The organism is Streptomyces sp. NPDC050485, assembly GCF_044458185.1.
In the GTDB taxonomy this organism is placed as follows: Bacteria; Actinomycetota; Actinomycetes; order Streptomycetales; family Streptomycetaceae; genus Streptomyces.
The window spans coordinates 397,135-422,948 of record NZ_JBITHR010000002.1; the positions used below are offsets into that span (position 1 = coordinate 397,135).

The window sequence follows — 25,814 nt, forward strand, 5'->3', positions numbered from 1 at the left end:
CGCTACCCCCTTGCTCCCCGTTCCCGGTCTACTCGGGCCTGGTCAGGGCCCGGACAGTCGAGGATACGCGGGGCTCAAGGGGTGCGGTTCACGTCCGGGGGCCACCGGGCCCAGAGGTGGCGCGGGTCACGCGGAGCGGGTGCGGCGGCCCCGCCTCCGTAAGAAGACCGGCCGTCGCGGGTACGTGCATCCGCGATGGCCGATCCCGCCCACCCGAGCGGTGGTTCAGCCCGCCAGGAACGCGGTCAGGGCGCCCGCGAGCAGGTACGGGTCGTCGGCGCCGCACAGTTCGCGGGCGCTGTGCATCGACAGGATCGCCACGCCGATGTCGACGGTCTGGATGCCGTGCCGGGCCGCGGTGATGGGGCCGATGGTGGTGCCGCAGGGCATCGCGTTGTTGGAGACGAAGCTCTGCCACGGCACCCCGGCGCGCTCGCAGGCCGCCGCGAACACCGCGCGGCCGGCGCCGTCGGTGGCGTACCGGGCGTTCACGTTGACCTTGAGGATGGGACCGCCGTTGGCGCGTGGGTGGTGCGTGGGGTCGTGCCGCTCCGCGTAGTTGGGGTGCACGGCGTGGCCGGTGTCGGAGGACAGGCAGACCGTTCCCGCGAAGGCGCGGGCGCGGTCCTCGTAGGTGCCGCCGCGCGCGAAGACCGAGCGTTCCATGACGTTGCCGAGCAGCGGCCCGTCCGCGCCGGTGTCGGCCTGCGAGCCGTCCTCCTCGTGGTCGAAGGCGGCGAACACCGGGATGTAGGGGAGGTTCTCGGAGGCGGACACGGCGGCAAGGGCGGCCGTCCCGGCGTGCACGGAGAGCAGGTTGTCCATCCGGGGTCCGGCCACCAACTCCCGGTCGCGGCCCAGGTATGCGGGCGGCTCGACGGAGTGCAGCATCAGGTCCCAGCCCGCCACCTCGTCCTCGGCGAGGCCCGCCTCCTGCTCCAGGAAGCGGATCAGATCGCCCTCCCGTACGTCGTCGCCGAGGCCCCAGACCGGCTGGAGGTGGCGCTGGCGGTCGAGCTTGAGCCCGTCGGTGTTCACCGAGCGGTCCAGGTGCACGGCGAGCTGCGGTACGCGCATGAGCGGCCGGTCCACGTTGACCAGGCGGTGGCTGCCGTCCTTCAGGGTGAGGCGGCCCGCGACGCCGAGGTCGCGGTCGAGCCAGGTGTTGAGCAGCGTGCCGCCGTAGATCTCGACGGCCACCTGCCGCCAGCCGTACGCCCCCGAGTCGGGCTGCGGCTTCACGCGCAGGTTCGGGGAGTCGGTGTGGGCGCCGACGATCCGGTACGGGGTGTGCGGCCGGGCGCCCTCGGGCACGTACCAGGCCACGATGGCGCCGCCGCGCAGCACGTACTTCCCGCCGTGCGTCCCGTCCCACGCGTCCGTCTCCTGGACCTGCCGGAACCCGGCCTTCTCCAGGCGTGCGGCGGCGTTGGCCACGGCGTGGTACTGCGACGGGCTCGCCGCGAGGAAGGACATGAGGTCGTCGGTGTGGCCGCGGTCGAAGCGGGCGGGTGTGCTCATGCCGCCACCCTAGCGGCGGCCCGTCCATCACTCCGGGGCTTGTGCCCCCTGCCCCCTGGGGCCTGCACCCCAGTCCCTTGGGAGTTGCACCCTCGTACCCCTGGGGCCGCGCCGCCGCCCGCCTTCCGCCCGGTGGGCACGGGGCTCCGCCCCGGACCCCGCTCCTCAATCGCCGGAGGGGCTGGATTTTCGGCTGAGGTCCACTTTTTCGCGCCCCCCAGGTTGTGGGCAGGCGTTCCGCACGGCGATGGGGGTCCCCCCTGCTCTTCAAGAGCTTGGGGGAGGGTGGGCACAACCGGAGCACGGTCCGCAGGCCGAAGGGGGGCACGGGAAAAGGGGCCCGGGGATTTAGTACCCCGAGCCCCCGCACCGTGAGGCCAGAACCGCACCGTGATGGCTAGAACGCCGCCTCGTCCAGTTCCATCAGGGAGTTGTCCACCGTCTCGGCCAGCGCGCGGGCGGCGCCGACGCCCGGGAGGACGTTCGCGGCGAAGAACTTCGCGGCCGCGATCTTGCCCTGGTAGAAGGGGACGTCCTTCGCCGAGGCCGAGCCCAGCTTCTCGGCCGCGACCGCCGCGCCCTTGAGCAGCAGGTAGCCGACCACGACGTCGCCGGAGGCCATCAGCAGACGGGTCGTGTTGAGGCCCACCTTGTAGATGTTCTTGACGTCCTCGCCGGTCGCGGTGAGGTCGGTGATCATCGTGCCGACGATCGCCTCCAGGTCCACGGCCGCCTTGGCGAGCGAGTCGAGCGCGCCCGCCAGCTCCTCGTGGCCGCCGTGCTGCTCGGCGAGGAACTTCTTGATCTCCTCGGCCAGCGCGTTCAGCGAGGCACCCTGGTCGCGGACGATCTTCCGGAAGAAGAAGTCCTGGCCCTGGATCGCCGTGGTGCCCTCGTACAGCGTGTCGATCTTGGCGTCACGGATGTACTGCTCGATCGGGTACTCCTGGAGGTACCCGGAGCCGCCGAAGGTCTGGAGCGACTCGGCGGACAGCTTCTCGTAGGACTTCTCCGAGCCGTAGCCCTTGACGATCGGCAGAAGCAGGTCGTTCAGGCCGACGAGCGCCTTGGTGTCCTCGCCCGCCGCTTCCTTCAGCTGGATCGCGTCCTGGATCGAGGCGGTGTAGAGGACGAGCGAGCGCATGCCCTCGGCGTACGCCTTCTGCGTCATCAACGAGCGGCGTACGTCCGGGTGGTGAGTGATCGTCACCTTCGGCGCGGTCTTGTCCATGAACTGCGAGAGGTCGCTGCCCTGGACGCGCTCCTTGGCGTACTCAAGGGCGTTCAGGTAACCCGTCGACAGCGTCGCGATGGCCTTCGTGCCGACCATCATCCGCGCGAACTCGATGATCATGAACATCTGGCGGATGCCGTCGTGCTTGTCGCCGATCAGCCAGCCCTTGGCGGGGTGCTGGTCGCCGAACGTCATCTCGCACGTGTTGGACGCCTTCAGGCCCATCTTGTGCTCGACGTTGGTGGCGTACACGCCGTTGCGCTCGCCCAGCTCGCCGGTCTCCCAGTCGAAGTGGAACTTCGGGACGAGGAAGAGGGACAGGCCCTTGGTGCCGGGGCCGTGGCCCTCGGGGCGGGCGAGGACGTAGTGGAGGATGTTCTCCTCCATGTCGTGCTCACCGGAGGTGATGAAGCGCTTCACGCCCTCGATGTGCCAGGAGCCGTCCGCCTGCTCGACGGCCTTGGTGCGGCCGGCGCCCACGTCCGAGCCGGCGTCCGGCTCGGTGAGGACCATGGTGGAGCCCCAGCGCTTCTCGACGGCGATCTCGGCGATCTTCTTCTGCGCCTCGTTGCCCTCCTGGAAGAGGATGCCCGCGAACGCGGGACCGGAGCAGTACATCCAGATCGCCGGGTTGGAGCCAAGCAGCAGCTCGGCGTACGCCCAGATCAGGGAGCGCGGCGAAACGGTGCCGCCGATCTCCTCGGGCAGGCCGAGCCGCCAGTACTCGGAGTCCATGAACGCCTTGTAGGAGCTCTTGAAGGACTCCGGGACCGGAGCGGTGTTGGTGGCCGGGTCGAAGACCGGCGGGTTGCGGTCGGCGTCCGCGAAGGAATCGGCCAGCTCGTTCTCGGCGAGGCGGGCGATCTCCTCCAGGATCGACTTGGCGGTGTCGACGTCCATCTCCCCGAACGGGCCGGTGCCGTACAGCTTGTCGCGTCCGAGCACCTCGAAGAGGTTGAACTCGATGTCGCGGAGATTCGACTTGTAGTGCCCCATGGCGACGGCTCCGTAAGCAGGGTCGGTTACATCTTTACCAGCAAGTAGCTACGATGATGCTACCCGTGGGTAATAAGACGCAACCCCTAACCGGACAACTGTGACGCGGCTCTAATCGCCGCGCACTACGCTGTGGGCCATGTACGGCTACGACCAGCACGCAGGCGGCCCTGCCGCGCAGCAGCAGCAGTACGCACCGCCGCAGCAGGGCGGGTACGGGGAGCAGCCGCTGTACCCCGAGCCGTCGCCGCCCTCGCTCGCCGACGCGGTGCGGGCCTTCACCACCGGGTCGCTGTCCGCCGAGGACTTCCAGCAGATCTTCGCCGGATCGAAGGTGTACTGCCCGCGCGGCGACAACCCCGGGTTCCTGGCGCTGCACAACACCCAGCAGCCGGTCATCCCCATGTTCACCTCGCTCAAGGAGCTGCGCCGCTACGCCGGCAAGGAGTCCAAGTACTTCGTCATCACCGGCGCCGAGGTCATCGACCTCCTGCCGACCGGGTACGGCTTCGTGCTCGACATGGAGGGCGACCACCGGATGGTCTTCGACGCGAAGGCCGTGGAGCAGATGGTCGACTTCGCGATGCGGCGCATGTACGGATAGCTGCTGCTCGGAGGTCGACTTTCGGGCCCGTACCCCTTGGGGGGATACGGGCCCGAGGTGCGTCCCGGAGGCGGCGGGAGCGGGCCGGGAATGTGGGCGCCTTGCTAGATGTTCACCATTCAACTACTTTGGATGCAGAGCATCCCCGCAAGGAGGGCCGTCCCATGCCTGCTGTGACCGTCGAAAACCCGCTGACCCTGCCGCGCGTCACCGCGCCGGAGGGTGTCGCGGCGCGCCCCGTCCTTGCCGTGAGCACCGCGCCGCAGGGGTTCGAGGGGGAGGGCTTCCCGGTGCGCCGCGCGTTCGCCGGGATCAACTACAAGCACCTCGACCCGTTCATCATGATGGACCAGATGGGTGAGGTGGAGTACGCACCGGGTGAGCCGAAGGGCACCCCCTGGCACCCCCACCGCGGCTTCGAAACCGTCACCTACATCATCGACGGGATCTTCGACCACCACGACTCCAATGGCGGTGGCGGCACCATCACCAACGGCGACACCCAGTGGATGACGGCGGGCTCGGGCCTGCTGCACATCGAGGCGCCGCCGGAGCACCTGGTGATGTCCGGCGGCCTCTTCCACGGCCTCCAGCTGTGGGTGAACCTGCCGGCCAAGGACAAGATGATGCCCCCGCGCTACCAGGACATCCGCAGCGGCAGCGTCCAACTGCTCACCTCCCCCGACGGCGGCGCGCTGCTGCGCGTCATCGCGGGCTCGCTCGACGGGCACGAGGGGCCGGGCATTACGCACACCCTCATCACGATGGTGCATGCGACGCTGCGGCCGGGTGCGTCGGTCACGCTGCCGTGGCGGTCCGACTTCAACGGGCTCGCCTACGTGCTGGCCGGGCGCGGGTCTGTCGGTGCCGAGCGCCGTCCCGTCCACATGGGCCAGACCGCCGTGTTCGGCGACGGCGGCTCGCTGACGGTCCGCGCGGACGAGAAGCAGGACGGCCACGCCCCCGACCTGGAGGTCGTGCTCCTCGGGGGCCGCCCGATCGGTGAGCCGATGGCCCACTACGGCCCGTTCGTCATGAACACCCGCGAAGAACTCCAGCAGGCCTTCGACGACTTCCAGCAGGGCAGGCTGGGCAGGATCCCGGCGGTCCACGGCATGTGAGTCCCTTCCCCCACCCCGCCCCTTCCCGAACTGGGGGCTTTGCCCCCAGACCCCCAGTCCTCAATCTCCCCCAAGGCCTTAAGGGCCAGGGGGGACCCCCATGACGGGCTGGAAGTTGCCCCTTGACGGGCTGGGACCCGCAGCCAAATCCCCATGCTCAGCCAAAATCAAGCCCCTCCGGCGCTTGAGGAGCGGGGTCCGGGGCGGAGCCCCGAGGGGGGTCCGGGGGCGAAGCCCCCTAAGGGGGTGCAGGGGGCGCAGCCCCCGCCGGGGGTCCGGGGCGGAGCCCCGGGAGAGCACCCCTTCCCACCCCCACCCCCGGAGGGTTTCGGGAAGGGGCGGGTAGGGGAAAAGCACCGTTTGCTGACGGGGCGTCACCCGGGCGGGCCGCTGGGGAGGCGACGGGGCCCCCGCCGTGGTCGGGTGGGCGGGTGGAGAAACCCGACGCGCTGCTCCCCGACGGGGCGCGGCGGACCGCCGCCTGGTGCGTGGTCGTGCTGCTCGTCACCGGCGTCGCCGCCATCGCCATCTGGCTGTGCATCGTCTTCAAGACCGCCGTAACTCCCGTACTGCTCGCGCTACTTGGCACCGCCCTGCTCGGCCCCGTACACCGCCGGCTGATCCGCATGGGGGTCCGGCGGTCCATCGCCGCCGGGCTGACCTGCGTCGCCCTCGTCGGCGTGGTCGGCGGCGCGGGCTACGTCGTCGTCAGCGCGCTCATCGACACCGGCGACCAGATCGTCGCCTCGCTCAAGCAGGCCGGACAGTGGGTGGCCGATCACCTCGGGACGGCCGGCGGGGACGGGGTCACCAACCTCGCCGACAACGCCAAGCAGCTGCTGTCCAGGTTCGGGGCCGGCGCGGCCAGCGGGCTGCTCGAAGGGCTCAGCGTGCTCGGCTCGCTCATCGCCACCAGCGTGCTCGCGCTGCTCCTCACCTTCTTCTTCCTCAAGGATTCCGACCGGGCCGTCGACCTCGCGCACTCCCTCGCCCCGCGCGGCACCGGCGACACCGTCGAGGCCATGGCCCGCCGGGCCTTCGAGGCCGTCGAGGGGTTCATGCGGGGGACGACGCTCATCGCGTTCATCGACGCCATCTGCATCACCGCCGGGCTGCTGATCCTGCGCGTGCCCGGTGCCATCGGGCTTGGGGCTCTCGTCTTCATCGGCGCGTACATCCCCTATCTGGGGGCTTTCGTGTCCGGCGCGGTGGCCGTGCTCGTCGCGCTCGCCGACCGGGGGCTCGGCACCGCCCTGTGGACCGTCGGGGTGGTGCTCGCCGTGCAGCAGCTCGAAGGGCACATCCTCCAGCCGGTCATCCAGAGCCGCACCGTGCAGATGCACCCCGCGATGATCATGATCGCGCTGACGGCGGGCGCCAGCGTCGCCGGGCTCGTCGGGATGCTGCTCGCGGTGCCGGTCGCGGCGGCCGGGTTCGGGGTACTCGGCGAACTGCGCAGGCGGTACGCGGCCGACGGCCCGGCGGGCCCACCGCCCGAAGAACCCGCCGCGTAGGCCTTGCGCCACCGCCGACCCGGCCGCCCCCGAGGCCCCGCCGCGTGGTGCGGGCGCGCCGCGCAGGCGTTACGCCACCGACAACCGGCCCGCCTCCCAGGCCCCCGCTTCGTAGCGCAGGACAGCAGCGCAGCCCTTACGCCACCGATGATGCGGAGCCGTCCGCGGCCCTCGTCTCAGAGAGCTCGAACCAGATGGACTTCCCGTCGCCCCTCGGGTCCACCCCCCACGCATCCGCGAGCATCTGCATCAGGACCAGGCCGCGGCCGCTGGACGCCATCTCGCCGGGGCGGCGCCGGTGCGGCAGCTCGTCGCTGGCGTCGGCCACCTCGACGCGCAGGCGGCGGGAGCCGAGCGGACCGCGGGCCTCCGCCACGAGCAGCGCGTCGCCGTCGGTGTGGACCAGGACGTTGGTGATCATCTCGGAGATCATCAGGACTGCCGAGTCGATCTGCTCCTCGTCCGCCCAGTCGTGGAGGAGCTCGCGCAGCTGCTTGCGGGCGCCCGCGATCCGCTCCGGTTCGGCCTGGGCGATGGTCAGCGCGGTGCGGCGGACCGCGGGCGCCGCGGTGGGACCGACGCGGCCCTCGGCATTGCGGGAGAGCAGCAGCAGCGCGATGTCGTCCTCGCGGCGGTCGACCAGCGGGCCCGTGGTGTGGTGCGAGGAGGGGCCGTGCACGGCCTGGACCAGTGCGTCGGCGAGCTCCTCCAGGCCGTCGTCGGTGTGCTTCTCCAGGACGGGACGCAGCCGCGTCCAGCCGCTGGCCAGGTCGTGGCCGCCGGTCTCGATCAGCCCGTCCGTGCAGATCATGATTGTCTCGCCGGGGTCGAGGACGAGCCGGGTCGTCGGGTAGTCGGAGTCCGCCTCGATGCCGAGCGGGAGGCCGCCCGCGGTGGGCCGTATCAGGGCGGTGCCGTCGGCGGTGCGGATCACCGGGTCGGGATGGCCGGCCCGCGCGATGTCGAGGGTGCCGGTGGCCGGGTCGACCTCGATGTACAGGCAGGTGGCGAAGCGCGGCGCGTAGTCCTCGTACCCCTCGATGTGCGGATCGGGCACCCCGTACGACTCGGTGATCCCGTACAGGAAGCGGGAGGCGCGGGAGAGGACCGCGTCGGGGCGGTGGCCCTCGCTGGCGTACGCCCGCAGCGCGATCCGCAGCTGGCCCATCAGCCCGGCCGCCCGTACGTCATGGCCCTGTACGTCCCCGATGACCAGGGCGAAGCTGCCGGTGGGCAGCGGGATCATGTCGTACCAGTCGCCGCCGACCTGGAGGCCGCCGCCGGTCGGGACGTAGCGGGCGGCGACCGTCATGCCGGGGATCTCGGGGCCGAGCGTCGGCATCATCGAGCGTTGCAGGCCGAGCGAGAGCTCGCGTTCGTTCTCCGCCTCGCCCGCCCTGGCCAGCGCCTGCGCCAGCATGCGGGCGACGGTGGTCAGGACCGAGCGCTCGTCGGGCGTGAACGCCACCGGGTGCTTGAACGCGGCCATCCACGCCCCGATCGTGCGCCCGGCGACGATCAGCGGCACGAACGCCCACGACTGGCGGTCGAAGCGCTGCACCAGCGGCCAGGTGGCGGGGAAGCGGCGCCGGTACTCCTGCGGCGTGGGCAGATAGATAGCCCGCCCGTTGCGTACGACGTCGGCCGCCGGATAGTCCATGTCCAGGGCCATGTCCGCGAAGGGTCCGTCGTCCCCGGGGTTGTGCCCGTGGTGCCCGATGATCGTCAGCCGCTCGCCCGCCACCCCGAACACCGCCAGGCCGTCCGGCGAGAAGCCCGGCATGGAGAGCGAGGCGGCCACCCTCAGCACTTCGGAGGTCGAGCGGGCCTCGGCGAGCGCCCGGCCCGCGTCGAGCAGGAACGCCTCGCGCGAGCGCCGCCAGTCGCCGGTGATCGAGGGGTGGGCTGCGGTGGTGCCGGGCTGCGGCTCGGCGACCTCCTGGATGGTGCCGATCAGTACGTAGCTGTCCTCTCTGGTCAGCGGCTTGGAGCGGCTGCGTACGGTACGGATCACCCGGCCGCTCTCGTCCATGATCCGCAGACGGGCCTCGGCGAGGGTGCCCTCGGCGACGGCGAGGTTGATGATGCCGTCGACCTCGTTCCAGTCGACGGGGTGGAAACGCGACCGTACGGCCGCCTCGGTCAGGGTCGCCCGCTTCGCGGGCAGTCCGAGGAGCCGGGCGGCCTCGGCGTCGAGGGTGACCGTCCCGGATGCGTTGTCCCAGCGCCACAGGCCAGTCGCGATCGCGGCCAGGACGTCCTCTGTGCGCATTGCCCCACTCTAGGAATGTTTGCGGCCTGGTCGCCACCGAGAGTGGCCGTCGCACCGGGCGGTAACCTGGACTGGTTGATTCCCGCCTGTCTCGCGAAGAATCTCGCGAAGAAGTCGCGACCACCGCTCGCGAAGAATTGGATGAACGATGCACCGGTACCGGTCCCACACCTGCGGCGAGCTCCGCGCCTCCGACGTCGGCAGCGACGTACGGCTGAGCGGCTGGCTGCACAATCGCCGAGACCTGGGCGGCATCCTGTTCATCGACCTGCGGGACCACTACGGCATCACGCAGCTGGTCGCCCGGCCCGGCACGGCCGGCGCCGAGGCCCTGGACAAGCTGTCCAAGGAGACCGTCGTCCGCGTCGACGGCAAGGTCGTCTCGCGCGGCACCGAGAACGTGAACAGCGAGCTGGCCACCGGCGAGATCGAGATCGAGGTCGGCGAGGTCGAGGTGCTCGGCACCGCGAACCCGCTGCCCTTCACGATCAACGCCGACGACGGCGTCAACGAGGAGCGGCGCCTGGAGTACCGCTTCCTCGACCTGCGCCGCGAGCGCATGCACCGCAACATCATGCTGCGCAGCGCTGTGATCGCCTCGATCCGCTCGAAGATGGTCGCGCTCGGCTTCAACGAGATGGCGACGCCGATCCTGACGGCGACCTCCCCCGAGGGCGCCCGCGACTTCGTGGTCCCCTCCCGCCTGAACCCGGGCAAGTTCTACGCCCTCCCCCAGGCCCCCCAGCAGTTCAAGCAGCTCCTGATGATCTCCGGCTTCGACCGGTACTTCCAGATCGCACCCTGCTTCCGCGACGAGGACGCCCGCGCCGACCGCTCGCCGGGCGAGTTCTACCAGCTCGACGTCGAGATGAGCTTCGTGGAGCAGGAGGACGTCTTCCAGCCCATCGAGAAGCTGATGACCGAGCTCTTCGAGGAGTTCGGCAACGGCCGCCACGTCACCTCGCCCTTCCCGCGGATCCCGTTCCGCGAGTCGATGCTGAAGTACGGCAACGACAAGCCGGACCTGCGCGCCCAGCTCGAACTCGCCGACATCACCGACGTGTTCGAGGGCTCCGAGTTCAAGGCGTTCGCGGGCAAGCACGTCCGCGCCCTGCCGGTGCCGGACGTCGCGTCGCAGTCGCGGAAGTTCTTCGACGGGCTCGGCGACTACGCCGTCTCGCTCGGCGCGAAGGGCCTGGCCTGGGTGCGGGTCGCCGAGGACGGCTCGCTGTCCGGCCCGATCGCCAAGTTCCTGACCGACGAGAACGTCAAGGTCCTGACCGAGCGCCTCGGCCTCGTCCCCGGCCACGCGGTCTTCTTCGGCGCGGGCGAGTTCGACGAGGTCTCCAAGATCATGTCGGGCGTCCGGGTCGAGGCCGCCAAGCGGGCCGGGCACTTCGAGGAGGGCGTCTTCCGGTTCTGCTGGATCGTCGACTTCCCGATGTACGAGAAGGACGAGGACACCGGCAAGATCGACTTCTCGCACAACCCGTTCTCCATGCCGCAGGGCGGCCTCGCCGACCTGGAGGAGAAGGACCCGCTCGACATTCTGGCCTGGCAGTACGACATCGTCTGCAACGGCATCGAGCTGTCGTCCGGCGCGATCCGCAACCACGAGCCCGAGCTGATGCTGAAGGCGTTCGAGATCGCGGGCTACGACCGCGAGACGGTGGAGCACGAGTTCGCGGGCATGCTGCGCGCGTTCCGCCTCGGCGCCCCGCCGCACGGTGGCATCGCCCCGGGCGTGGACCGCATCGTGATGCTGCTCGCGGACGAGCCGAACATCCGGGAGACCATCGCGTTCCCGCTGAACGGCAACGCGCAGGACCTGATGATGGGCGCCCCGACGGAACTGGACGAGTCCCGCCTGCGCGAGCTGAACATCGCCCTGCGCAAGCCGGCGGCGGCGGACAAGACCAAGTAAGGGACCCCGCGCTCCCTTTCCCAACCCCCTGGGCTGCGGCCCGGGGGGTTGCGTCTTTTCCCGCCCCTTGGGGTACGCCGCATGATCAGCCGAGGTACGGCGCGCAGCGGTGTTCCAAGAAGTGCTGGAGGCGCAGGCGTTGGGTGTGGTGCATGGGCAGGGCGTCGAGGTCGGCCGGTGCCACGAACCGCAGTTCCGTGCTCTCGTCGGAAAGGGTCGGCTCCCCGCCGGTGATGCGTGCCGTGAAGCAGACGTTGAACTGCCTCCGTACCTCGCCGTCGCTGTACTCGATGATGTGCCGGGGGTCCGTGTACGTGCCGACCAGTCCGGTGATCTCCACGTCGAGGCCGGTCTCCTCCTTGACCTCACGGACGGCCGTCCCCGGCAGCGAGTCGCCCAGCTCCATCCCGCCACCGGGCAGGGCCCACAAGTTGTTGTCCCGACGCCGTTGCAGCAAAAGACGCCCCTCGCTATCGGTCACCACCGCCGACGCGGCCACGACCATGCTGTTCGGCGCAGGCGCGTGAGGGTCGTCGTAGTACTCGGTCCGGGCCATCGGCTCATGCCTCCACGGGGCGCGCTGTTTCCCACACGGCATTGAAACTGTCCGCGTAGGTGTCGAACATGCCGCCGGATTCGTGGCGGCGAAGGTGCCACACGGGCGCACCGTACGCGTTCACACCCCAGACGTGGGCATTGACCAGCACCTGGTCATCCGCTCGATACAGGCTGTTGTAGAGCGTCGTGCCGTGCGTCCGAAGCTCGATGCCGGGCACGCTCGCCAACGGCCGGTAGTGCAGGAGAGCGAGACGGCAGCGTGATTCGATGCCGTGCCCGAACTTCTCTTCCTGCCCTCGCTGCTGGACGTTCTCGCTGTCCGCGTCACCGACCGCAATACGTACCGCGCACCCATCGGCGGCCCGCTCCCGCAGGAGATCGTTCAGCCGGGGATACGCCTCGTGCAGGAACACCGCCGCGTAAACCAGGACGTCGATTCGCTCGCGCGCGGGCGTGAGGAGGTCCACGAAAACGGATACGGGAAGGTCCGCCCGCTGGTCGTACAACGCGACCAGTTCCGGACTGACCGCCCGTGCCGCGCGTGCCTGCCGGAGCGTCGGCCACAGGGTGTGAACGTCCTCGCCCAACGTCTCGGCTGCCTTGATCGCAGTTGCCCGCCGTGGGGTGCGCCCGAGGTTGACCCACCGTTCCACGCTCTTCGGATCCACGCCCGTCACGCTGGCCAGTGAGGCGTGCGTCCAGCCTCCGGACGTCATGACGGCCCTTAACCGCTCGTTCTGCATGGGGACGTTCTACAGGGCATGGGACGTCCCGAAGTGCCGAACGTACGAGGTTCCCTCGTCCTGATCACCGCGCGACGATCGCGACACCAGCGGACGGTGAAGGGATGCAGAATGGTGCGGGGACTGTGGCAACAGGCCGAACAGCGTGATCCGTTCCCGGTGTACGACCCCGGTCCGGCGGACCCGGACTGCGACGTGTGCGTGGCGCTGGTCGCGCAGCGCACTGAGTGCTACTGGCTCCGGGACCTTTCCGGCGCCGTCGACTGCAACGTGGAGATCCGTCGGCACCCGCACGCAGGGGTGAGTCGATGACCCGCGCCGGGCTCCGCTACGTCCCCCACACGAGCACGCCGGACGGACCGGGCCGCGCACGTTCCTTGCGCGTCGGGAATCCGAGCATGGGTGACATCGAGTACCGATGTACCGTCCGGGCCGCATTGCGGCTCGATGCGCGGCATGTCGAGATGCTGTCCAACTCTCACGGGACGCCATCGCCGATCCTCGCCGCATCATGGCTGTGTGCTCAAGTGCGCTGGTGTGTAGGCAGATTGGGCCCCAATGACCCTTCGGCCGGGCGGTTTCAGGCCTGGCTGAACAACGACACCGCGCAGTGGGCTTTGTATGCGGCCCTCACAGCCGGCGAGCGTGCCCACGTGTGGGTTTGTCATGGCACGTCAACGGTCGAGCTGCACGCAAAACGGGTGGCCAAGGCACCGGCCGTGGGCCCCCTGACTTCCGCTCTCTGTCCAACACAGGAGGAACGCAGTATGAGCACCGCAACGGCAACGCCCCTCCCCTTCGGGGTCCGGCACTTGGTGTCACCGGCTCCGATGAACAACGAAGCGCCCGTCATCACGTACAGCGATGCGCTTCAGCTGAATGTCTCCGCCGAGGGCAACCCGTGGCACGCGATCACGGCGGAGATGCCGGAAACGCAGACGGAGACCAGCAACGGTGACGGTTCGGCACCGGGCTCCGACAGCGGAACCGACCTGTACTGACATGCGATCCATCCTCATTCTGACCGGCCGGGACGACCTCACGGCCGACGCGGTGGTCGAGGAGCTGGTGAAACGCGGCGAGCACGTCGTCAGGTACGACACTGCCGACTCTCCGACCGAGTCCCGTCTGGCCGTCTCCCTCACCGGGGACGGCTGGACGGGCTCCCTCACCGGATCCCGTACGGTCCGCCTGGAATCCGTTAGGTCGGTGTGGTGGCGTCGCCCCAACGAGTTCCGGACCCCTGATGACTGGCCCGGACACGCTCGCGCACTCGCGGTCTCGGAAGCGCGTGCCGGGCTGCTCGGCGTGCTCGGCTCGCTGCCTGTGCGCTGGATCAACCATCCTGCCAACGATGCGGCAGCGAACTACAAGCCCAGGCAACTTGCCGTCGCCGCCCGGTGCGGGCTGGACGTGCCCCGCTCCGTGATCACTTCGGACCCCGAGCACGCTCGTACGTTCATGGCGGACGACGCGGTTGTTTACAAGGGGCTCGGCGGTGGCGTGCTCGGGCCCGACAGGAAACGGCAGTTCCTCCCCGTGGCGCTTGTCTCCGCAGACCAGGTGGATGACGGAGTGAGCGGAACCGCCCACCTGTTCCAAGAGCGCGTGGCCAAGGCGTACGAAGTGCGCCTGACCGTGATCGGTGACCGCATGTTCCCCGTCGCCATCCACACGAACAGCGAAGCCGCACAACTCGACTGGCGAACGGACTACCAATCCCACACGTACCAGGTGGTGCACATGCCCTCGGAGGTTGAAAATGGGGTCCGCCTGCTCATGGACGAACTCGGCTTGTTCTTCGGTGCGCTGGACTTCGCCGTCACGCCGGACGGACGTTGGGTGTTCTTCGAGGTGAACCCCAACGGCCAATGGCACTGGCTCGCTGTCAAAGCTGGTGTTCCGCTCGTTGAAGCCATGGCCGACGCTCTGCGAGGAGAGACCGCATGACCGAAGCGTCCCCATGGACCGATGCCGCCAACGCGCTTGCGGACAAGGTGACCACCGACGCCCCCGCATGGCACGACGCGGTGCGCAACACCCCCCGTCACCAGCTGGTTCCGCGCTGGTGGAAGCGTATCCCCAACAGCCCAGCGCAAGAATGGGAGTTGGTAGACCTGCCCGAGGACTCCACTGAGCGGCTGCACGCCGCTTACAGCGACGAAACGCTGGTGACCCGCGTCGGTCCCACGCACGCCGATCACGCCACCCTCGGCGAGCACGGCAAGGGTGACCCGACGTCGTCATCCACCCTGCCGGGGCTCATCGTGTCCATGGCTCACCGGCTCGACGTCAGGCCCGGCCACAGGGTCCTGGACGTGGGCACGGGCTCCGGGTACTCCGCCGGTCTGTTCGCCCACCGCTTCGGGGACGAGAACGTAACCAGCGTGGACGTGGACCCGTACCTGGTCGAGGCCGCCCGCAGGCGCCTCGCCGGGTTCGGACGTACACCGCGCGTGGAAGTCATCGACGCCACCGGGGAACTCCCCGAACCGGAATACGACCGCATCATGGCGACCGTTTCCGTACGGCCCGTCCCCGCGTCGTGGCTCCGCGCGCTCCGTCCCGGCGGACGGCTCGTCACGACGATTGCCCACACCGCGCTACTGATCACGGCGGACATGGGAACCGACGGCATCGCACGCGGCACCGTCCAGCCCGACCCGGCAACGTTCATGGAGACCCGGCAGGCAGCCGACTATCCGGCGAAGCTGAACGACGTGTTCGTGTCCGCCCGAGTGCGGGAAGGCGAGGACGTCCGGCCCCCGGACGGGCCGATTCCCGACCTGTGGCAGGAATGGCCGCTCCGGTGGCTCTACGAGCTGGACACGCCTGGAGTCGAGACCCGCGCACCCATGTACCCGAACGACGGTCGGCGTGTGGTGTGGCTGCTCGCCGCGGACGGCTCATGGGCACGCGCCGAGGACGGAACCTCCCCCGTGGTGCACCAGGGTGGCCCCCACCGGCTCTGGGACGACCTGGAACGCGTCCGCCGCAAGTGGGAAGAGAACAACCGGTTCTCTCTCCACACGCTACGAGCGGAGCTCACAGCAGAGGGCAGCTCCCTGCTGTCCCCTGACGGGTCTTGGTCCTTCCCCATCTAAACGCTGGACGACGAGCGCGGCCCCGTCCGACTCTGCCCCTCTGACGGGGCACCGAGGAGCTGTGGGGCAGGGGTGTTCCGGTTCGGTAATGGCTCGCCCCGCCGTGCCGCTTCTTCGGCTCGGCGGGGCAATTCCGTATCGGCAGACCTCAGTTGCGGGACCTGCTGAAGAATTCCAGTTCGGCTATTGCCACCTGCTTGTCCGGGCCCGCGCCGAATGCCGAGCGCAGGATCAGGCGTACCGAGGCGGCGTCGCGTACCCGGACGTCGATGCGCTGGACCCCGCCGTCGTTGATGCTGTGGTGCGAGGTGTGTGTCTTGCCGCTGGAGTCGGTCACCACCAGGTCGAACTCCTGGGGGCGGGCCTGCTCCGACTGCTGGCCCGAGCGACTTGAGGTGCCCGGCGTGATCAGCATGGCCAGGAGGTCGGTCGGCTGGCCGAACGTCGCCTCCAGCCACTGGCTCGCCGCATCGCCCTGCAAGCCCGTGCCCCACCACGTGTTGGAGTAGCTGTCGCCGGCGAGATCCGCGCCGTGCTTGGGGTCCGAGTGGGATGCCTTCCAAGCCGTCGGGTGTACGGCCACGCGCTTGGCGAAGTGGTCCTGTACGGCGCGGGCCGCCGGGGGGCCGCCGAAGATGCCGCCCACGATCAGTGCCACAACTGCCGTTGTTATCAACGCCCTTGCGATCCAGCGCTTGCGGTCCCGGTACAGCGGGGGGCGCTGGCCGGCGTACGGGCCCTCCGCGTTGTCCGCGCGGCGCGGGGTGAGCGGGGTGGCGCAGCTGCGGCAGAAGTTGCGGTGCTCGTGGTTGGGGGTGCCGCAGGCGGGGCAGGGTGTGCCGTTTTCCGGTGCGGGGGCGGGGGTTGCCGTGCGGACGCGGGGGCGGGCGGCTTCCGGGCGGCCGGGGAGAGCCGGGCCGGGGGCCTCCGGCGGCTGTACGGGGGTGGGTTCCTGTACCGGTACGAGGAGGGCCCTTGCGGCGTCCGTGGCTGAGGTTTGCCTCGCGGTGGGGAGGGGGGTGGTGTCCGCTGCGGGTACGGCGGGGATGGGGGTGGTGGTGGCTCCCGGAGCCGATGCGGGGGCCGGGTTGGCAGGGTGCGCCTGGGGCGGGTTCGCCGGTTCGGCGGGGTTGGCGGCTTCCGGCGCGGCTCCCGCAGACGGGGTTCGGGGTTCCTCTGGCGCCGTGGCGGTGTCCGCCGACGGCGTGGACGCGGGCGGGGTCGCCCCCGCCCCGGGTGCGGCCGCCGACGTGGTGCCCGGCGACGGGTTGGGTGCGGCCGGGGTGCTGCCCGAGGGCGGTGTGGACGCCGCCGGGGCAGGGGCCGACGCGGGCGCGTCCGGGGTTGGCGAAGTCGCCGGGGGCGTCCAGCGGAGGAAGGCTCCGCAGGAGTCGCAGAAGGACTGGCCCGTGGGGCGGGCCGGGGTGCCGCAGTCGGGGCAGGGGACGGTGGCCGGGGTGGACATCAGCGATCAATTCCCTTCGGGGATCAGGGTTTTACGGGTTACCTCGGCCGTGAAAGGGAGGTGGGCGGGGCGGGCCGCCGCCACCACTGCCTGGAGGCGGTAGGGGTCTATGGCGGAAGGGTCGGGGACGGTGAGGGTTACCGTCAAGCCTGCCCGGGGGGTGCCGGGGAACGGGCCCAGGGGGCGAGCCGACCACATCGCGCCGCCGCTCTCGGTGATCTCGGGGCGTACCCCGAAGGCCAGTTGGACCGCTTGGGAGAGGCCTTGAGCTGTGCCGCGCACGCGGTGGAGGGAGACTGCCGTCGCTACCGCGTGGCGACGGATCTCCAGCGGCTCCGTGCCGTCGAGCTCCGTGCCGACCCAGGTGGTGAGCCAGTCCACGAAGTCCTCGGGGGCGATCGCCGGGTCGAAGTAGGCCTCCAGGCAGTCGAGCACGTTGAACAGGGGGGCCAGGACGATGTCCAGGCCCTCCACGAAGCGCTGTGCGAAGTCGTCGTCCGCGTACACGGCGGGCAGCTGGCCGCCCAGCGGGTGCGAGGAGCCCAGGCCTTCGATGGTGCCGCGGGCGCTCATCGGGCCTCGATGACGCGGACGCGGTGGTCGAAGGGGAAGAGCAGCGCGGAGGGGGAGAGTTCGATGCGGTCGGTCGCGTCGCCCCGGCGGCCGGTCAGGGGGTCGGCGGGGTGGAGCAGGACCTCGTCGACCAGTTCCACGCCCGGGACGCGTTGCAGTGCCGCGAAGATCTCGCCCGCCCGCAGCGGCCGGCCGAAGGGCCAGCCCGTGCCGTGGGCGCCGCCGGTCAGCGGGTCCAGGTAGGAGTACAGCGCGTTGAGCGCCTCGTCGCGTACGTGGTCGGCCTTCGCGGCGCGGAAGGCGTGCAGGGTGGCCACGACCGTGACGCCCTGGTAGAAGGGCGGGCCCACGGCCAGCCGGGTGCCCAGGGGGCGGCGCTCGTCCAGGAACGTCGTGACCCGGCCCAACAGCTCGTCGCCCGGCACCAGTTGCTCGAAGCGCAGGCGGCCGCCCCGGTCGGGCACGGCCTGCGGGACGACCAGGACCCGTACCGCGTTGTCGCCCGACTCCGCCGAGTCCGCCGCCAGGCAGGCGATGCGGGCGGTCTCGGGGGCGGCCCGGCGGGCCAGCTCCTCGTAGTCGCGGGCGGTCACGGCGCGCTCCTGGGCGCGCAGCGCGATCGGGGCGCGGGTCTTGGCCTCCTCGACGGTCTCGCCGTCGACGCCGCCCCGCGCCGCCTCCCGGTTCTCGACCCGCGCGATGTACGGGATGGAGCTGCGGAGCACTTGGATCGCACCCCGGGCGACGTTGCCGGAACGGCCGCCGCCGGTGCCGTAGCGCGAGGCCCGAATCGCGGCGCCCTTGACGGGGACCGCGCCGAACTGCCGTACCGTGCCGTCCGGTTGGCGCACCGCCGGACCGAAGGCGAGCTCGCCGGTCGCCGCGTCCAGGGTGAAGTGGCGGTCGAAGGGGCTGGAGGACGCGAAGTCGTCCACCACCTCCCACTCCTCCCAGCCCTCGCCCGCCGACACTTCCAGGCGCACGCCGCCGACGACGGGCGCGTGCGCGAGCAGCAGCCGCTGGCCCGGGACGCCCTCGGAGTCGCCGAGGGACTCGTCGTGCACCGACTCGGAGTGCGAGACCTGCGTCGTACCGCCGATGGTGAAGGCGGAGGCGCCGCGCACGGTCGGCGAGACGCTGTAGAACGGCTGGCCGGGGGCGGCCTCGACGACCCGGCAGCGCAGCCAGCCCGCGTCCAGGCGGCCCGCCATCCGGGACACCGTGTGGCCGCCCGGCATGTGCAGGACGACCTCGCCGGGCCGGTTGAGACCGCCGGTCGAGTCCTCGGCGACCTCGCACTCGGTCCAGCCGTCCGAGGTCCACGCCTCCCACACCAGGGGCGGCTGGCGCGGGTCGACGCCGACGCCGTCGACCCGGCTCTCCAGGCGCAGCGCGGCCGTGCAGTTCGGGATGGCCGCCGACAGGCCGAAGAGCAGCACGTCGCCGGGGAGCGGGCCGGTGCTGAACACGGAGACGTCGGTGTTGCCGAGCACGTCCTGCGAGCAGTCCTCGGGTCCGGACCCGGCGGGCTGGCGCAGTACGTGGGTGAGGTGGCTGGGCACGATCGTCAGATCGTCCTCGGTCGCGAAGACCACCGCCTCCTCGGTCTCGGTACGGCTGGTGGCGACCTCGGTGCCGGTGGGCAGCACCACCGGTTCCGACTGGGGCGCCGAGAGCCAGAACGTCACCGAGGCGCGGGCCGCGGCGGGCGGGAACAGGGTCACCCCGAGCAGGTCCAGGAAGGCGAGCTGGTTCTTCTCGGGCACCCGGTTGAGCCGGTAGACCAGCTGGTCGGCCATGTGCGCGACGGCTTCGATGAGGGTGACACCCGGGTCGGAGACGTTGTGGTCGCTCCACTCGGGGCAGCGCTGCTGGATGTAGCGCTTGGCGTCGTCGACGAACTGCTGGAAGCGGCGGTCGTCGAGATGGGGTGCGGGGAGGGCCATCAGTGCAGTTCGCTTTCGCCGGCCGTCGGGCCTGGCTGGTCGCCGCCCTCGGAGGGAATCACATAGAAGGGGAAGACGAGGCTGCGCGGGTTGTTGGTGCCGCGCACCGAGTACCGCACGTCGATGTGCAGCACGGTCGGCTCGTCGGGCGCCGGGGTCACGGTGACCTCCTGGACCTCGATCCTGGGCTCCCAGCGGTCCAGCGAGGTGCGCACCTCGTAGCGGATGCGCCCGGCGGTGGCGTCGTTGACGGGCGCGAACACCAGGTCGTGCACCGCGCAGCCGAATTCGGGGCGCATGGGCCGCTCGCCCGGCGCGGTGGCGAGCACCAGGCGCATGGCCTCCTCGATCTCGCGGTCCCGGCGGGCCAGTGCGATGCCGCCGCCGGGGTCGGTGCGCATCGGGAAGGCCCAGCCGGCCCCGACGAAGTGTTCGCTCATCTCAACTCTCCTAGAAGGGCAGGCCGTTGCGCAGCGTGATGCCGGTCAGTTCGATGGTCGCCGCGGTGACGTTGGCGTTGCCGATCGCCTTGATGGACGCCATGCCGGCCGCGTTCAGCTGCACCGCGCCGCCGGCGTCGAGGGAGGCCTCGGCGCCCGCCTTGACGTCGAAGGCGAGGCCCGCCTTGACGTTGATGGCCATGCCGGCGTCCATCTCGATACCCGCGCCCGCTTGCATGCTCAGCTTGCCGACGGCCTTCAGGGACAGGTCGCCGCCCGAGTCGATGTCGATGCTCCGGGCGCCATGGATCTTGACGCTGCCGTCGCTGCTGATGGTGAGGGTGGTGCGGGCCTCGTTCAGCTGGACGTACAGCTTGCCCTCGCCGGTGCGCAGCCGGATGCCGCTGGAGGCCCGTGCGGCGCCGCCCGATTCGAGCAGCTCGACGGTGTGCCCGCTGCGGGCGGTCACCGCCCGCCAGTTGATCTGCCCGCTGGTCGGGTCGACCGCCGGGATGTTGTCGGGCTCGCGGGTGTGCTTGTCGATGCCGTTGTAGAGGCCCGCGATGACGTACGGGTGCTCAAGGGAACCCCGGTCGAAGGCGCACAGCACCTCGTCGTTGACGTCGGGAAGCAGCAGCCCGCCGCCGCCCTTGCCGCCGAACTGCGCGACCCGGCACCAGTCGCTCTCGTACGTCTCGGACAGCCACGGGAAGCGCAGCCGGACCCGGCCGAGGGTCAGCGGGTCCTTGGTGTTGGTGACCAGGGCGACCGCGACCCCCGGCATCGGGGGCGCCTGGTCGGTGCCGCCCGCGGCGAGCCCGTACAGCGAACGGAACTGGCGGCCCGAGACGTTCAGCCAGGTGGTGTACGGCTCGCCGGAGGCGAAGACATGGCGGACCCCGGTCGCCGTGTACTTGCCCTCGAAGGGGAACCCGGCGCCCTTCACGGCGATGGGAGTGCCGGGCTTGAGGTCGGGGTTGCCGGTGACGGCGACCTCCAGCTCGGCGAAGGCGCCGGTGACGTCGTCGGCGAGGGCGCGCGCGGCGTGCATGACCTCGGACTGCGTGGTGTACGGGATCTGCGTGGCGGTGAGCTCCGCCGCCCCGAAGGGAGTCGTGACCGTCGCCGGGGTGATGTCGGCCGCGATGTCGGGGCTGGTGACGGCGGGGGCGGGCGCGCTCAGCTGCTGCTTGGTGCGCATGTCCCAGCCGCGCACGCTGACCTGCTTGACCTGCCCGGCCGCCGTCATCGCGACCCGGCTGTGCAGGGTGTTCGCGCCGAAGTCCAGGACGTACGGGCTCTGGGCGGCCGGGGTGGTGTCGGAGGGGGCGCCGGAGGCCGGCTTGAGGGCGGCGAAGTTCAGCTTGCCCTCGTTGTCGAAGGACAGCCGCACGTCGTTCTCGGCCGCCAGGCGGGCCAGGAAGTCCCAGTCGGTGGTGTTGGGCTGGGTCGCCAGGTCGTACACCGTCGGCGTCGAGTCGATCTTCCCGAGGTCCAGCCCGTTGAGCCCGGCGACGCGGCGCACGATGTCGGAGGCCGTCATGCTCGGGTAGCCCATGACGCGGCGGTTGCGCAGCAGCCGGTGGCCGGGGTCGTAGCCGCGTACGACGAGGTGGCGGCCGGTGCTCGGCTCGGCGTCGACCTCCAGCGCGGTGACCTCGCCGGTCAGCATCGGATCGGCGCGCCGGCCGTCGGTGAACGGGCTCAGGACGGCCTTCGCGCCGATCTTGAGCATGGGGAACTTGGTGGTGAGGGTGCCGTCCTTGTCGGTGAAGGTCAGCTGGAAGGCGGAGGGCACGTTGACGGAGGCGTCCACCCAGCCCTCGATGAGCCGCACGGCCAACTGGTCGGGCAGCACGGCCCCGTTGATCTGGACGTGCAGGACGGTGGTGAAGGTCTTCTCGCTCACGCGACGCCCTCCGAGGAAGCGGGAAGCAGCAGCTCGGTGCCGGGGCGCAGCCGCATCGGGTCGTCGATCTCGTTGGCCTCGGCGATGGTCCGCCAGCGGGTGGCGTCGCCGTACTCGCGCCAGGCCAGCGAGGCGAGCGTGTCCCCGGCGACCGTGCGGTGCACCCGGCGCGCCGAGAGCGCGCCCGAGGTGGGGTTCTGGCGCTTGGTCTCGCTGGAGACCTCGGTCAGCGCCAGCGTGCAGGTGGCGCGCAGGGGAACGCCGTTGGGGCTGAACAGGGTGTAGCTGGCGTTCACGCTCGTGACGAACGCGGTGAACTGGACGGTCGAGAACGAGCCCCAGGTGAACTTCACCCACGGCGGCGACGGCGCCTTCGCGCTGACGCTCTGCGAGGTCACCTCGCAGCACGAGAGCAGCAGCTCCACCTGCGTCTGCACGGTGTTGGAGCTGGGCGTGCCCGACGCGTCGAGGAACACCTCCAGCTGGAGGGAGGCGGGCTGCGCGCCGGTGAACTTGGGCGGTGCGGTCTTCGTGTAGGCGATGGCCAGCGGGGTGGTCCAGCTCGCGGTCCGCCCGAGCTGCAGCTTCGACGGGTTGAACTGGAACTTCACCTCGCCGATGAGCCCGCCCATCGAACCGCCCAGGTCGGTCGGCGGCTGGTGGATGGCGAGGGTGGCACGGGAGAGCCCCGCCGCCTTGCCTCCGGTGGGAGCGGCCATGCTCAGGCACCTCCCGCGTCGGTGAAGCCGTGGTGGGCGATCTCCAGCGTCTCGGTGGCCACGCTCGGACTCGCCGGGTCCAGGCTCGGACCCGTCCAGCGCACCGGCAGCACCTCGACGAGCCCCCACTGCGCGACGATCGAACCGTCGGCGCGCAGCGCGGCGATCTGCGCGGTCGGCCGGGTGATGCCGGTGGCGAGCGAGGAGATCCAGGAAGCCACCTTGGAGGTGTCGGCGGTGAGCGGCCGGGTCAGCCGGATCGTGGAGAACGTGACGCGGGTGGGCAGCTGCCACACGAACCCGTTGTTGCCGCCCTCCTGGTGCTGCTCCACCTCGACCTCGGACGCGAGACCGTCGCAGCCGTTGAACAGGCCGAGGTTCTGGCCGTCGATGGTCAGCTTGAAGAAGACGGTGGAGCCGGGGTCAAGGGTGCTGGGCATGGGGTGGTCTTCCGTAGGTGGGGTGGGTTGCGGGTCGGTGGGTTACGGGTCTGTCGTGCGGGGTCAGCGGTCGCGCAGGCGCCCGATCCGCTCGCGGTCCCCGCGCAGCTCGGCCCGCAGGAGCCGGGAGAGCGGCGCGACGAGCCTGCGGGCCAACGCGTCCAGATCGGCGGGCTGTTCGGGGGCGGTGGGCTCGGGGGCGGATGTGGATGCGGAGGTGGGCGCGGGGGCTTGGGCGGTGCGCTGCACCTGCCGCGGTACGGGGGCGGGGGCGGGCTGCGCCGCCGGGGCGGGCGCTGGGCTGGTGCGCCGTACGGGGGTGACGGCCCGCGGCGGGGCGGGCACGGCCGGGGCCCGCTGCACGGACGGCTGCGCTACGCCCCGGGGCGCGGCGGGACCGCGCAACGGAACGACCGGCCGGGCCTCGGAGCGGGCGGGGGCCTGCTTGAGCGGCGCGGGAGCGGCCACCCTTTCGGCCGCCCCGCGTGCCGCCGCCTCCTGATGCCGCGTGGTGAGCGGGCGGGCGGAAGCGAGCGGCGGACCGGCAACGGCGGCGCGCTGTACGGGAGTCGGCCCGGGCAGCCGGACCTTGCGGAGCGGGGTGGCCGGGACGGCCGGCGGCTCGGGCGCGGGGGCTCGCCGCACGGGAGGGGGCGTCGGGGCGACGGCCGGGGGCGGGGTGGCCGGGGCGACCGGGGTGATGGCCGGGGCGGCCGGAGTGGCGCTCGGGGTGATGGGGGCGCCGATGAGGGGCCGCCGCCGGGGCCCGTCGGCCGCCGGACTCTGCACCCGGCTGACCCGCCGGACGACGGGCTTGCGCTGGATGGGCGGCGCGGTCGCCTCCGGCTGCGGTGCGGGTGCGGGCGCGGGTGCCTCCGGCTCGGGGGTGGGCGCGGGTGCCTTGGCGGGGGCCCGTACGACGCCCACCGGGTCGAGGTGGTGGGAGGGGCGGACCGGCCGGGGAGCGGAGGTCAGGGGAGGGCGCGTGGGGGTGAGAGCGCGCTGAATGGGCTGGGCGCCGCCCGGGGCCGGTGCGGGGCCGTTGGCCGTTCCGCGTACGGGGAGGACGGGGTGCGCGGGGCGGAGGGTGTTCTGCGGTGTACGGGGTTCGGTGACGGGGCTGTTCACGGGCCTGGCTGCCTGCTGTCCGGCCGGGACCGAGGGAGGGGCTGCCGAACTGCTGGGCGCGGCCTGGTAGTTGATGCCAGGGGTCTGCATGGACGAGGCGGCACGCTGTACTGCGGCGGGCTGGATCGCCGGCCCCGATACCTCGACGGGAGTCGCCGCGCTGGGCGCGGCCGGTGTCGTACGGGGGCGGCTCGCATCGCCGCGCGAGGGCGCGGCCGACCGCTGCACGACGGGAGCGGCGTCGGGCGCGGGCGGGGTGGTGGGGCGTACGGCTTCGGTTCGGGCGTGCGGTGGGTTGGGCGTGGGCGTGACGGCGCGCTGAACGACGTCAGCCGCGCCGGGCGCGGGCCGGGTCTCGGCGTGCGAGCCGCGTCGCTGTGCTGAGGGGGACGGCGCCGGGGTGCCCGCCGGGCTGTGCGGTGTCGCGCCGATGGGTGTAGCGGACCGCTGCACCTCGGGGGCGTGCGGCGCCGGGGCCTGCGGAGGTGTGGCAGCGCGCTGCACCGACGGCGCGGCCGGGCTTGCCGGCGTCGCGTCGGTGGACGGGGTAACTGCACGCTGCACTACGGGAGTTGCGCCGATCGTGGGCCGCGTTGGCTCGGCCGCCGGGCTCTGAGGTGTTGCCGCAGCGCGCTGTGGCACGGGGGCTGCGGCGGCCTGCCCCGGCGCGGGATGGGCGGCCCGTTGTACGGCGGGGGGTGTGCCGGCCGGGGCAGCTGAAGGTGTGGCGGCCCGCTGCACTGCGGGGGTTGCGCCGGATGCGGGGCGAGGCGCCTCGGCGGGGTGCCCTGTTTGGCGCTGCGGCGCTGCGGTCGCCCGCTGGACCGGGGGTACGGCCGGGGGCGTGGACTGCGGTGCCGGGGCGGGGGTGCTGGGGCGCTGCGCGGCGGAGGTGGTGGTCCGCTGGAACGCCGGGCCGGTGCTGGACGTGGTGGGCGTCGGAGGCGATACGGGAGTAACTCCGCGCTGTACTGAGTGAGTTGCACCGGGCGCGGGGTGTGTCGTATCGGCGGGGTTGGTCGTCGGACCCTGCGGCGATGCGGTCGCTCGCTGGACCGGGGGTGCGGCCGGGGTCGTGGAGTGCGGTGCCGGGGCCGGGGTGTTGGGGCGCTGCGTGGCGGGGTGCGTTGGTTCAGCAGGCTTGGCCGTTGGGCCTGCCGAGGGAGCGGCGGTCCGCTGGATCGCGGGGCCGGTGTTGGGCGTTGCGGGCTTCGGCGCCGGTGTGGTGGTTGGAGTAACCCCGCGCTGTGCGGCGGGGGTTGCTCCGGGCGTGGGGTGTGTCGCATCGGCGGGGTTGGTCGTCGGACCCTGCGGCGATGCGGTGCCGCGCTGGATCGGGGGTGCGGCCGGGGTCGTGGAGTGCGGTGTCGGGGTGGGGGTGCTGGGGCGCTGCGCTGCGGGGGTGGTGGTCCGCTGGATCGCGGGGCCGGTGCTGGGCGTTGCGGGCTTCGGCGCCGGAGCGCTGGGGGACGCAACCTCACGCTGCACTGCGGGAGTTGTGCTGGAAGCCGGACCCGTTGACGCAACAGGCTCGGCCACAGGGCCTTGCGGCGACGCGGCGGCGCGTTGCACCGGCGGCGCGACCGGGGTCGCGGACCCGGGC

General features: G+C 71.4%; 21 protein-coding genes. 8 read left to right on the top strand and 13 right to left on the bottom strand.

The window, feature by feature from the left end:
* Positions 1 to 225: 225 nt before the first annotated feature.
* Both ACIBK6_RS05480 and ACIBK6_RS05485 read right to left on the bottom strand, forming a co-directional pair.
* Complete coding sequence (locus ACIBK6_RS05480; protein ID WP_399048978.1) at positions 226 to 1,521, bottom strand: M18 family aminopeptidase; 1,296 nt, start codon at positions 1,519 to 1,521, stop codon at positions 226 to 228.
* Positions 1,522 to 1,918: 397 nt separating this feature from the next.
* Entirely contained in the window at positions 1,919 to 3,751 is a 1,833-nt protein-coding gene (locus ACIBK6_RS05485; RefSeq protein ID WP_399048980.1) for an acyl-CoA dehydrogenase, read from the bottom strand.
* 139 nt (positions 3,752 to 3,890) lie between these two features.
* On the opposite strand from ACIBK6_RS05485, the gene ACIBK6_RS05490 reads away from it, so the two are divergent.
* From ACIBK6_RS05490 to ACIBK6_RS05500, 3 genes are all read left to right on the top strand, one after another.
* Positions 3,891 to 4,355 carry an SseB family protein gene (locus tag ACIBK6_RS05490; RefSeq protein WP_399048982.1) on the top strand — a complete coding sequence of 155 codons (465 nt, stop codon included), beginning with the start codon at positions 3,891 to 3,893 and terminating at the stop codon, positions 4,353 to 4,355.
* Positions 4,356 to 4,519: 164 nt separating this feature from the next.
* Positions 4,520 to 5,476, top strand: a complete 957-nt coding sequence (locus ACIBK6_RS05495) for a pirin family protein (protein ID WP_399048983.1) — start codon at positions 4,520 to 4,522, stop codon at positions 5,474 to 5,476.
* Positions 5,477 to 5,907: 431 nt separating this feature from the next.
* Positions 5,908 to 6,990, top strand: coding sequence for an AI-2E family transporter (locus tag ACIBK6_RS05500; RefSeq protein WP_399048985.1), 1,083 nt, complete (start codon positions 5,908 to 5,910; stop codon positions 6,988 to 6,990).
* A gap of 136 nt (positions 6,991 to 7,126) precedes the next feature.
* On the opposite strand, the gene ACIBK6_RS05505 is transcribed toward ACIBK6_RS05500, so the two are convergent.
* Complete coding sequence (locus tag ACIBK6_RS05505) at positions 7,127 to 9,262, bottom strand: SpoIIE family protein phosphatase (RefSeq protein ID WP_399048986.1); 2,136 nt, start codon at positions 9,260 to 9,262, stop codon at positions 7,127 to 7,129.
* Between the two features lie 148 nt (positions 9,263 to 9,410).
* Here ACIBK6_RS05505 and aspS point away from each other — a divergent pair, with 148 nt between their 5' ends.
* The gene (gene aspS, locus ACIBK6_RS05510) at positions 9,411 to 11,186 is read left to right on the top strand and encodes an aspartate--tRNA ligase (protein WP_399048988.1); all 1,776 of its coding nucleotides are present in this window, start codon (positions 9,411 to 9,413) and stop codon (positions 11,184 to 11,186) included.
* An 85-nt stretch (positions 11,187 to 11,271) separates the two neighbouring features.
* Here the strand turns inward: aspS and ACIBK6_RS05515 are convergent, their stop codons facing one another.
* Positions 11,272 to 11,742 (bottom strand): NUDIX domain-containing protein, encoded by a 471-nt coding sequence (locus ACIBK6_RS05515; RefSeq protein WP_399048990.1) that lies wholly within the window; start codon positions 11,740 to 11,742, stop codon positions 11,272 to 11,274.
* A 4-nt stretch (positions 11,743 to 11,746) separates the two neighbouring features.
* A complete protein-coding gene (locus ACIBK6_RS05520; RefSeq protein ID WP_399048992.1) occupies positions 11,747 to 12,487 on the bottom strand; it encodes a helix-turn-helix domain-containing protein in 741 nt (246 codons plus the stop codon).
* Positions 12,488 to 12,598: 111 nt separating this feature from the next.
* On the opposite strand from ACIBK6_RS05520, the gene ACIBK6_RS05525 reads away from it, so the two are divergent.
* From ACIBK6_RS05525 to ACIBK6_RS05540, 4 genes are all read left to right on the top strand, one after another.
* Positions 12,599 to 12,799, top strand: a complete 201-nt coding sequence (locus ACIBK6_RS05525) for a hypothetical protein (RefSeq protein WP_399048993.1) — start codon at positions 12,599 to 12,601, stop codon at positions 12,797 to 12,799.
* Positions 12,800 to 12,885: 86 nt separating this feature from the next.
* Positions 12,886 to 13,488, top strand: coding sequence for a hypothetical protein (locus tag ACIBK6_RS05530; RefSeq protein ID WP_399048995.1), 603 nt, complete (start codon positions 12,886 to 12,888; stop codon positions 13,486 to 13,488).
* Position 13,489: 1 nt separating this feature from the next.
* The gene (gene tgmB, locus ACIBK6_RS05535; RefSeq protein WP_399048997.1) at positions 13,490 to 14,437 is read left to right on the top strand and encodes an ATP-grasp ribosomal peptide maturase; all 948 of its coding nucleotides are present in this window, start codon (positions 13,490 to 13,492) and stop codon (positions 14,435 to 14,437) included.
* Positions 14,434 to 15,591 carry a methyltransferase domain-containing protein gene (locus ACIBK6_RS05540; RefSeq protein WP_399048999.1) on the top strand — a complete coding sequence of 386 codons (1,158 nt, stop codon included), beginning with the start codon at positions 14,434 to 14,436 and terminating at the stop codon, positions 15,589 to 15,591. The genes tgmB and ACIBK6_RS05540 overlap by 4 nt, the downstream gene beginning before the upstream one ends.
* A 148-nt stretch (positions 15,592 to 15,739) precedes the next feature.
* Here the strand turns inward: ACIBK6_RS05540 and ACIBK6_RS05545 are convergent, their stop codons facing one another.
* From ACIBK6_RS05545 to ACIBK6_RS05580, 8 genes are all read right to left on the bottom strand, one after another.
* Positions 15,740 to 17,056 (bottom strand): NADase-type glycan-binding domain-containing protein, encoded by a 1,317-nt coding sequence (locus ACIBK6_RS05545; RefSeq protein ID WP_399049001.1) that lies wholly within the window; start codon positions 17,054 to 17,056, stop codon positions 15,740 to 15,742.
* Positions 17,057 to 17,062: 6 nt separating this feature from the next.
* A complete protein-coding gene (locus ACIBK6_RS05550; RefSeq protein ID WP_399049003.1) occupies positions 17,063 to 17,629 on the bottom strand; it encodes a phage tail protein in 567 nt (188 codons plus the stop codon).
* Positions 17,626 to 19,575, bottom strand: coding sequence for a putative baseplate assembly protein (locus tag ACIBK6_RS05555; RefSeq protein ID WP_399049004.1), 1,950 nt, complete (start codon positions 19,573 to 19,575; stop codon positions 17,626 to 17,628). Before ACIBK6_RS05555 ends, ACIBK6_RS05550 begins: the two co-directional genes overlap by 4 nt.
* A complete protein-coding gene (locus ACIBK6_RS05560; RefSeq protein ID WP_399049006.1) occupies positions 19,575 to 20,015 on the bottom strand; it encodes a GPW/gp25 family protein in 441 nt (146 codons plus the stop codon). Before ACIBK6_RS05560 ends, ACIBK6_RS05555 begins: the two co-directional genes overlap by 1 nt.
* A gap of 10 nt (positions 20,016 to 20,025) precedes the next feature.
* Positions 20,026 to 21,924: a VgrG-related protein gene (locus ACIBK6_RS05565; RefSeq protein ID WP_399049007.1), complete on the bottom strand. Its 1,899-nt coding sequence runs from the start codon at positions 21,922 to 21,924 to the stop codon at positions 20,026 to 20,028.
* Positions 21,921 to 22,643 (bottom strand): LysM peptidoglycan-binding domain-containing protein, encoded by a 723-nt coding sequence (locus ACIBK6_RS05570; RefSeq protein WP_399049009.1) that lies wholly within the window; start codon positions 22,641 to 22,643, stop codon positions 21,921 to 21,923. The genes ACIBK6_RS05565 and ACIBK6_RS05570 overlap by 4 nt, the downstream gene beginning before the upstream one ends.
* A gap of 2 nt (positions 22,644 to 22,645) precedes the next feature.
* Complete coding sequence (locus ACIBK6_RS05575; protein ID WP_399049010.1) at positions 22,646 to 23,083, bottom strand: phage tail protein; 438 nt, start codon at positions 23,081 to 23,083, stop codon at positions 22,646 to 22,648.
* 63 nt (positions 23,084 to 23,146) lie between these two features.
* Positions 23,147 to 24,775, bottom strand: coding sequence for a hypothetical protein (locus ACIBK6_RS05580; protein ID WP_399049012.1), 1,629 nt, complete (start codon positions 24,773 to 24,775; stop codon positions 23,147 to 23,149).
* Positions 24,776 to 25,814 lie beyond the last annotated feature (1,039 nt).

Excerpts from the sequence above, each read along its gene's own strand:
- ACIBK6_RS05480 (WP_399048978.1), bottom strand. The coding sequence starts at position 1,521 with ATGAGCACACCCGCCCGCTTCGACCGCGGCCACACCGACGACCTCATG.
- ACIBK6_RS05485 (WP_399048980.1), bottom strand. The coding sequence starts at position 3,751 with ATGGGGCACTACAAGTCGAATCTCCGCGACATCGAGTTCAACCTCTTC.
- ACIBK6_RS05490 (WP_399048982.1), top strand. The coding sequence starts at position 3,891 with ATGTACGGCTACGACCAGCACGCAGGCGGCCCTGCCGCGCAGCAGCAG.
- ACIBK6_RS05495 (WP_399048983.1), top strand. The coding sequence starts at position 4,520 with ATGCCTGCTGTGACCGTCGAAAACCCGCTGACCCTGCCGCGCGTCACC.
- ACIBK6_RS05505 (WP_399048986.1), bottom strand. The coding sequence starts at position 9,262 with ATGCGCACAGAGGACGTCCTGGCCGCGATCGCGACTGGCCTGTGGCGC.
- aspS (WP_399048988.1), top strand. The coding sequence starts at position 9,411 with ATGCACCGGTACCGGTCCCACACCTGCGGCGAGCTCCGCGCCTCCGAC.
- ACIBK6_RS05515 (WP_399048990.1), bottom strand. The coding sequence starts at position 11,742 with ATGGCCCGGACCGAGTACTACGACGACCCTCACGCGCCTGCGCCGAAC.
- ACIBK6_RS05520 (WP_399048992.1), bottom strand. The coding sequence starts at position 12,487 with ATGCAGAACGAGCGGTTAAGGGCCGTCATGACGTCCGGAGGCTGGACG.
- ACIBK6_RS05525 (WP_399048993.1), top strand. The coding sequence starts at position 12,599 with ATGGTGCGGGGACTGTGGCAACAGGCCGAACAGCGTGATCCGTTCCCG.
- ACIBK6_RS05530 (WP_399048995.1), top strand. The coding sequence starts at position 12,886 with ATGGGTGACATCGAGTACCGATGTACCGTCCGGGCCGCATTGCGGCTC.
- tgmB (WP_399048997.1), top strand. The coding sequence starts at position 13,490 with ATGCGATCCATCCTCATTCTGACCGGCCGGGACGACCTCACGGCCGAC.
- ACIBK6_RS05540 (WP_399048999.1), top strand. The coding sequence starts at position 14,434 with ATGACCGAAGCGTCCCCATGGACCGATGCCGCCAACGCGCTTGCGGAC.
- ACIBK6_RS05545 (WP_399049001.1), bottom strand. The coding sequence starts at position 17,056 with ATGTCCACCCCGGCCACCGTCCCCTGCCCCGACTGCGGCACCCCGGCC.
- ACIBK6_RS05550 (WP_399049003.1), bottom strand. The coding sequence starts at position 17,629 with ATGAGCGCCCGCGGCACCATCGAAGGCCTGGGCTCCTCGCACCCGCTG.
- ACIBK6_RS05555 (WP_399049004.1), bottom strand. The coding sequence starts at position 19,575 with ATGGCCCTCCCCGCACCCCATCTCGACGACCGCCGCTTCCAGCAGTTC.
- ACIBK6_RS05560 (WP_399049006.1), bottom strand. The coding sequence starts at position 20,015 with ATGAGCGAACACTTCGTCGGGGCCGGCTGGGCCTTCCCGATGCGCACC.
- ACIBK6_RS05570 (WP_399049009.1), bottom strand. The coding sequence starts at position 22,643 with ATGGCCGCTCCCACCGGAGGCAAGGCGGCGGGGCTCTCCCGTGCCACC.
- ACIBK6_RS05575 (WP_399049010.1), bottom strand. The coding sequence starts at position 23,083 with ATGCCCAGCACCCTTGACCCCGGCTCCACCGTCTTCTTCAAGCTGACC.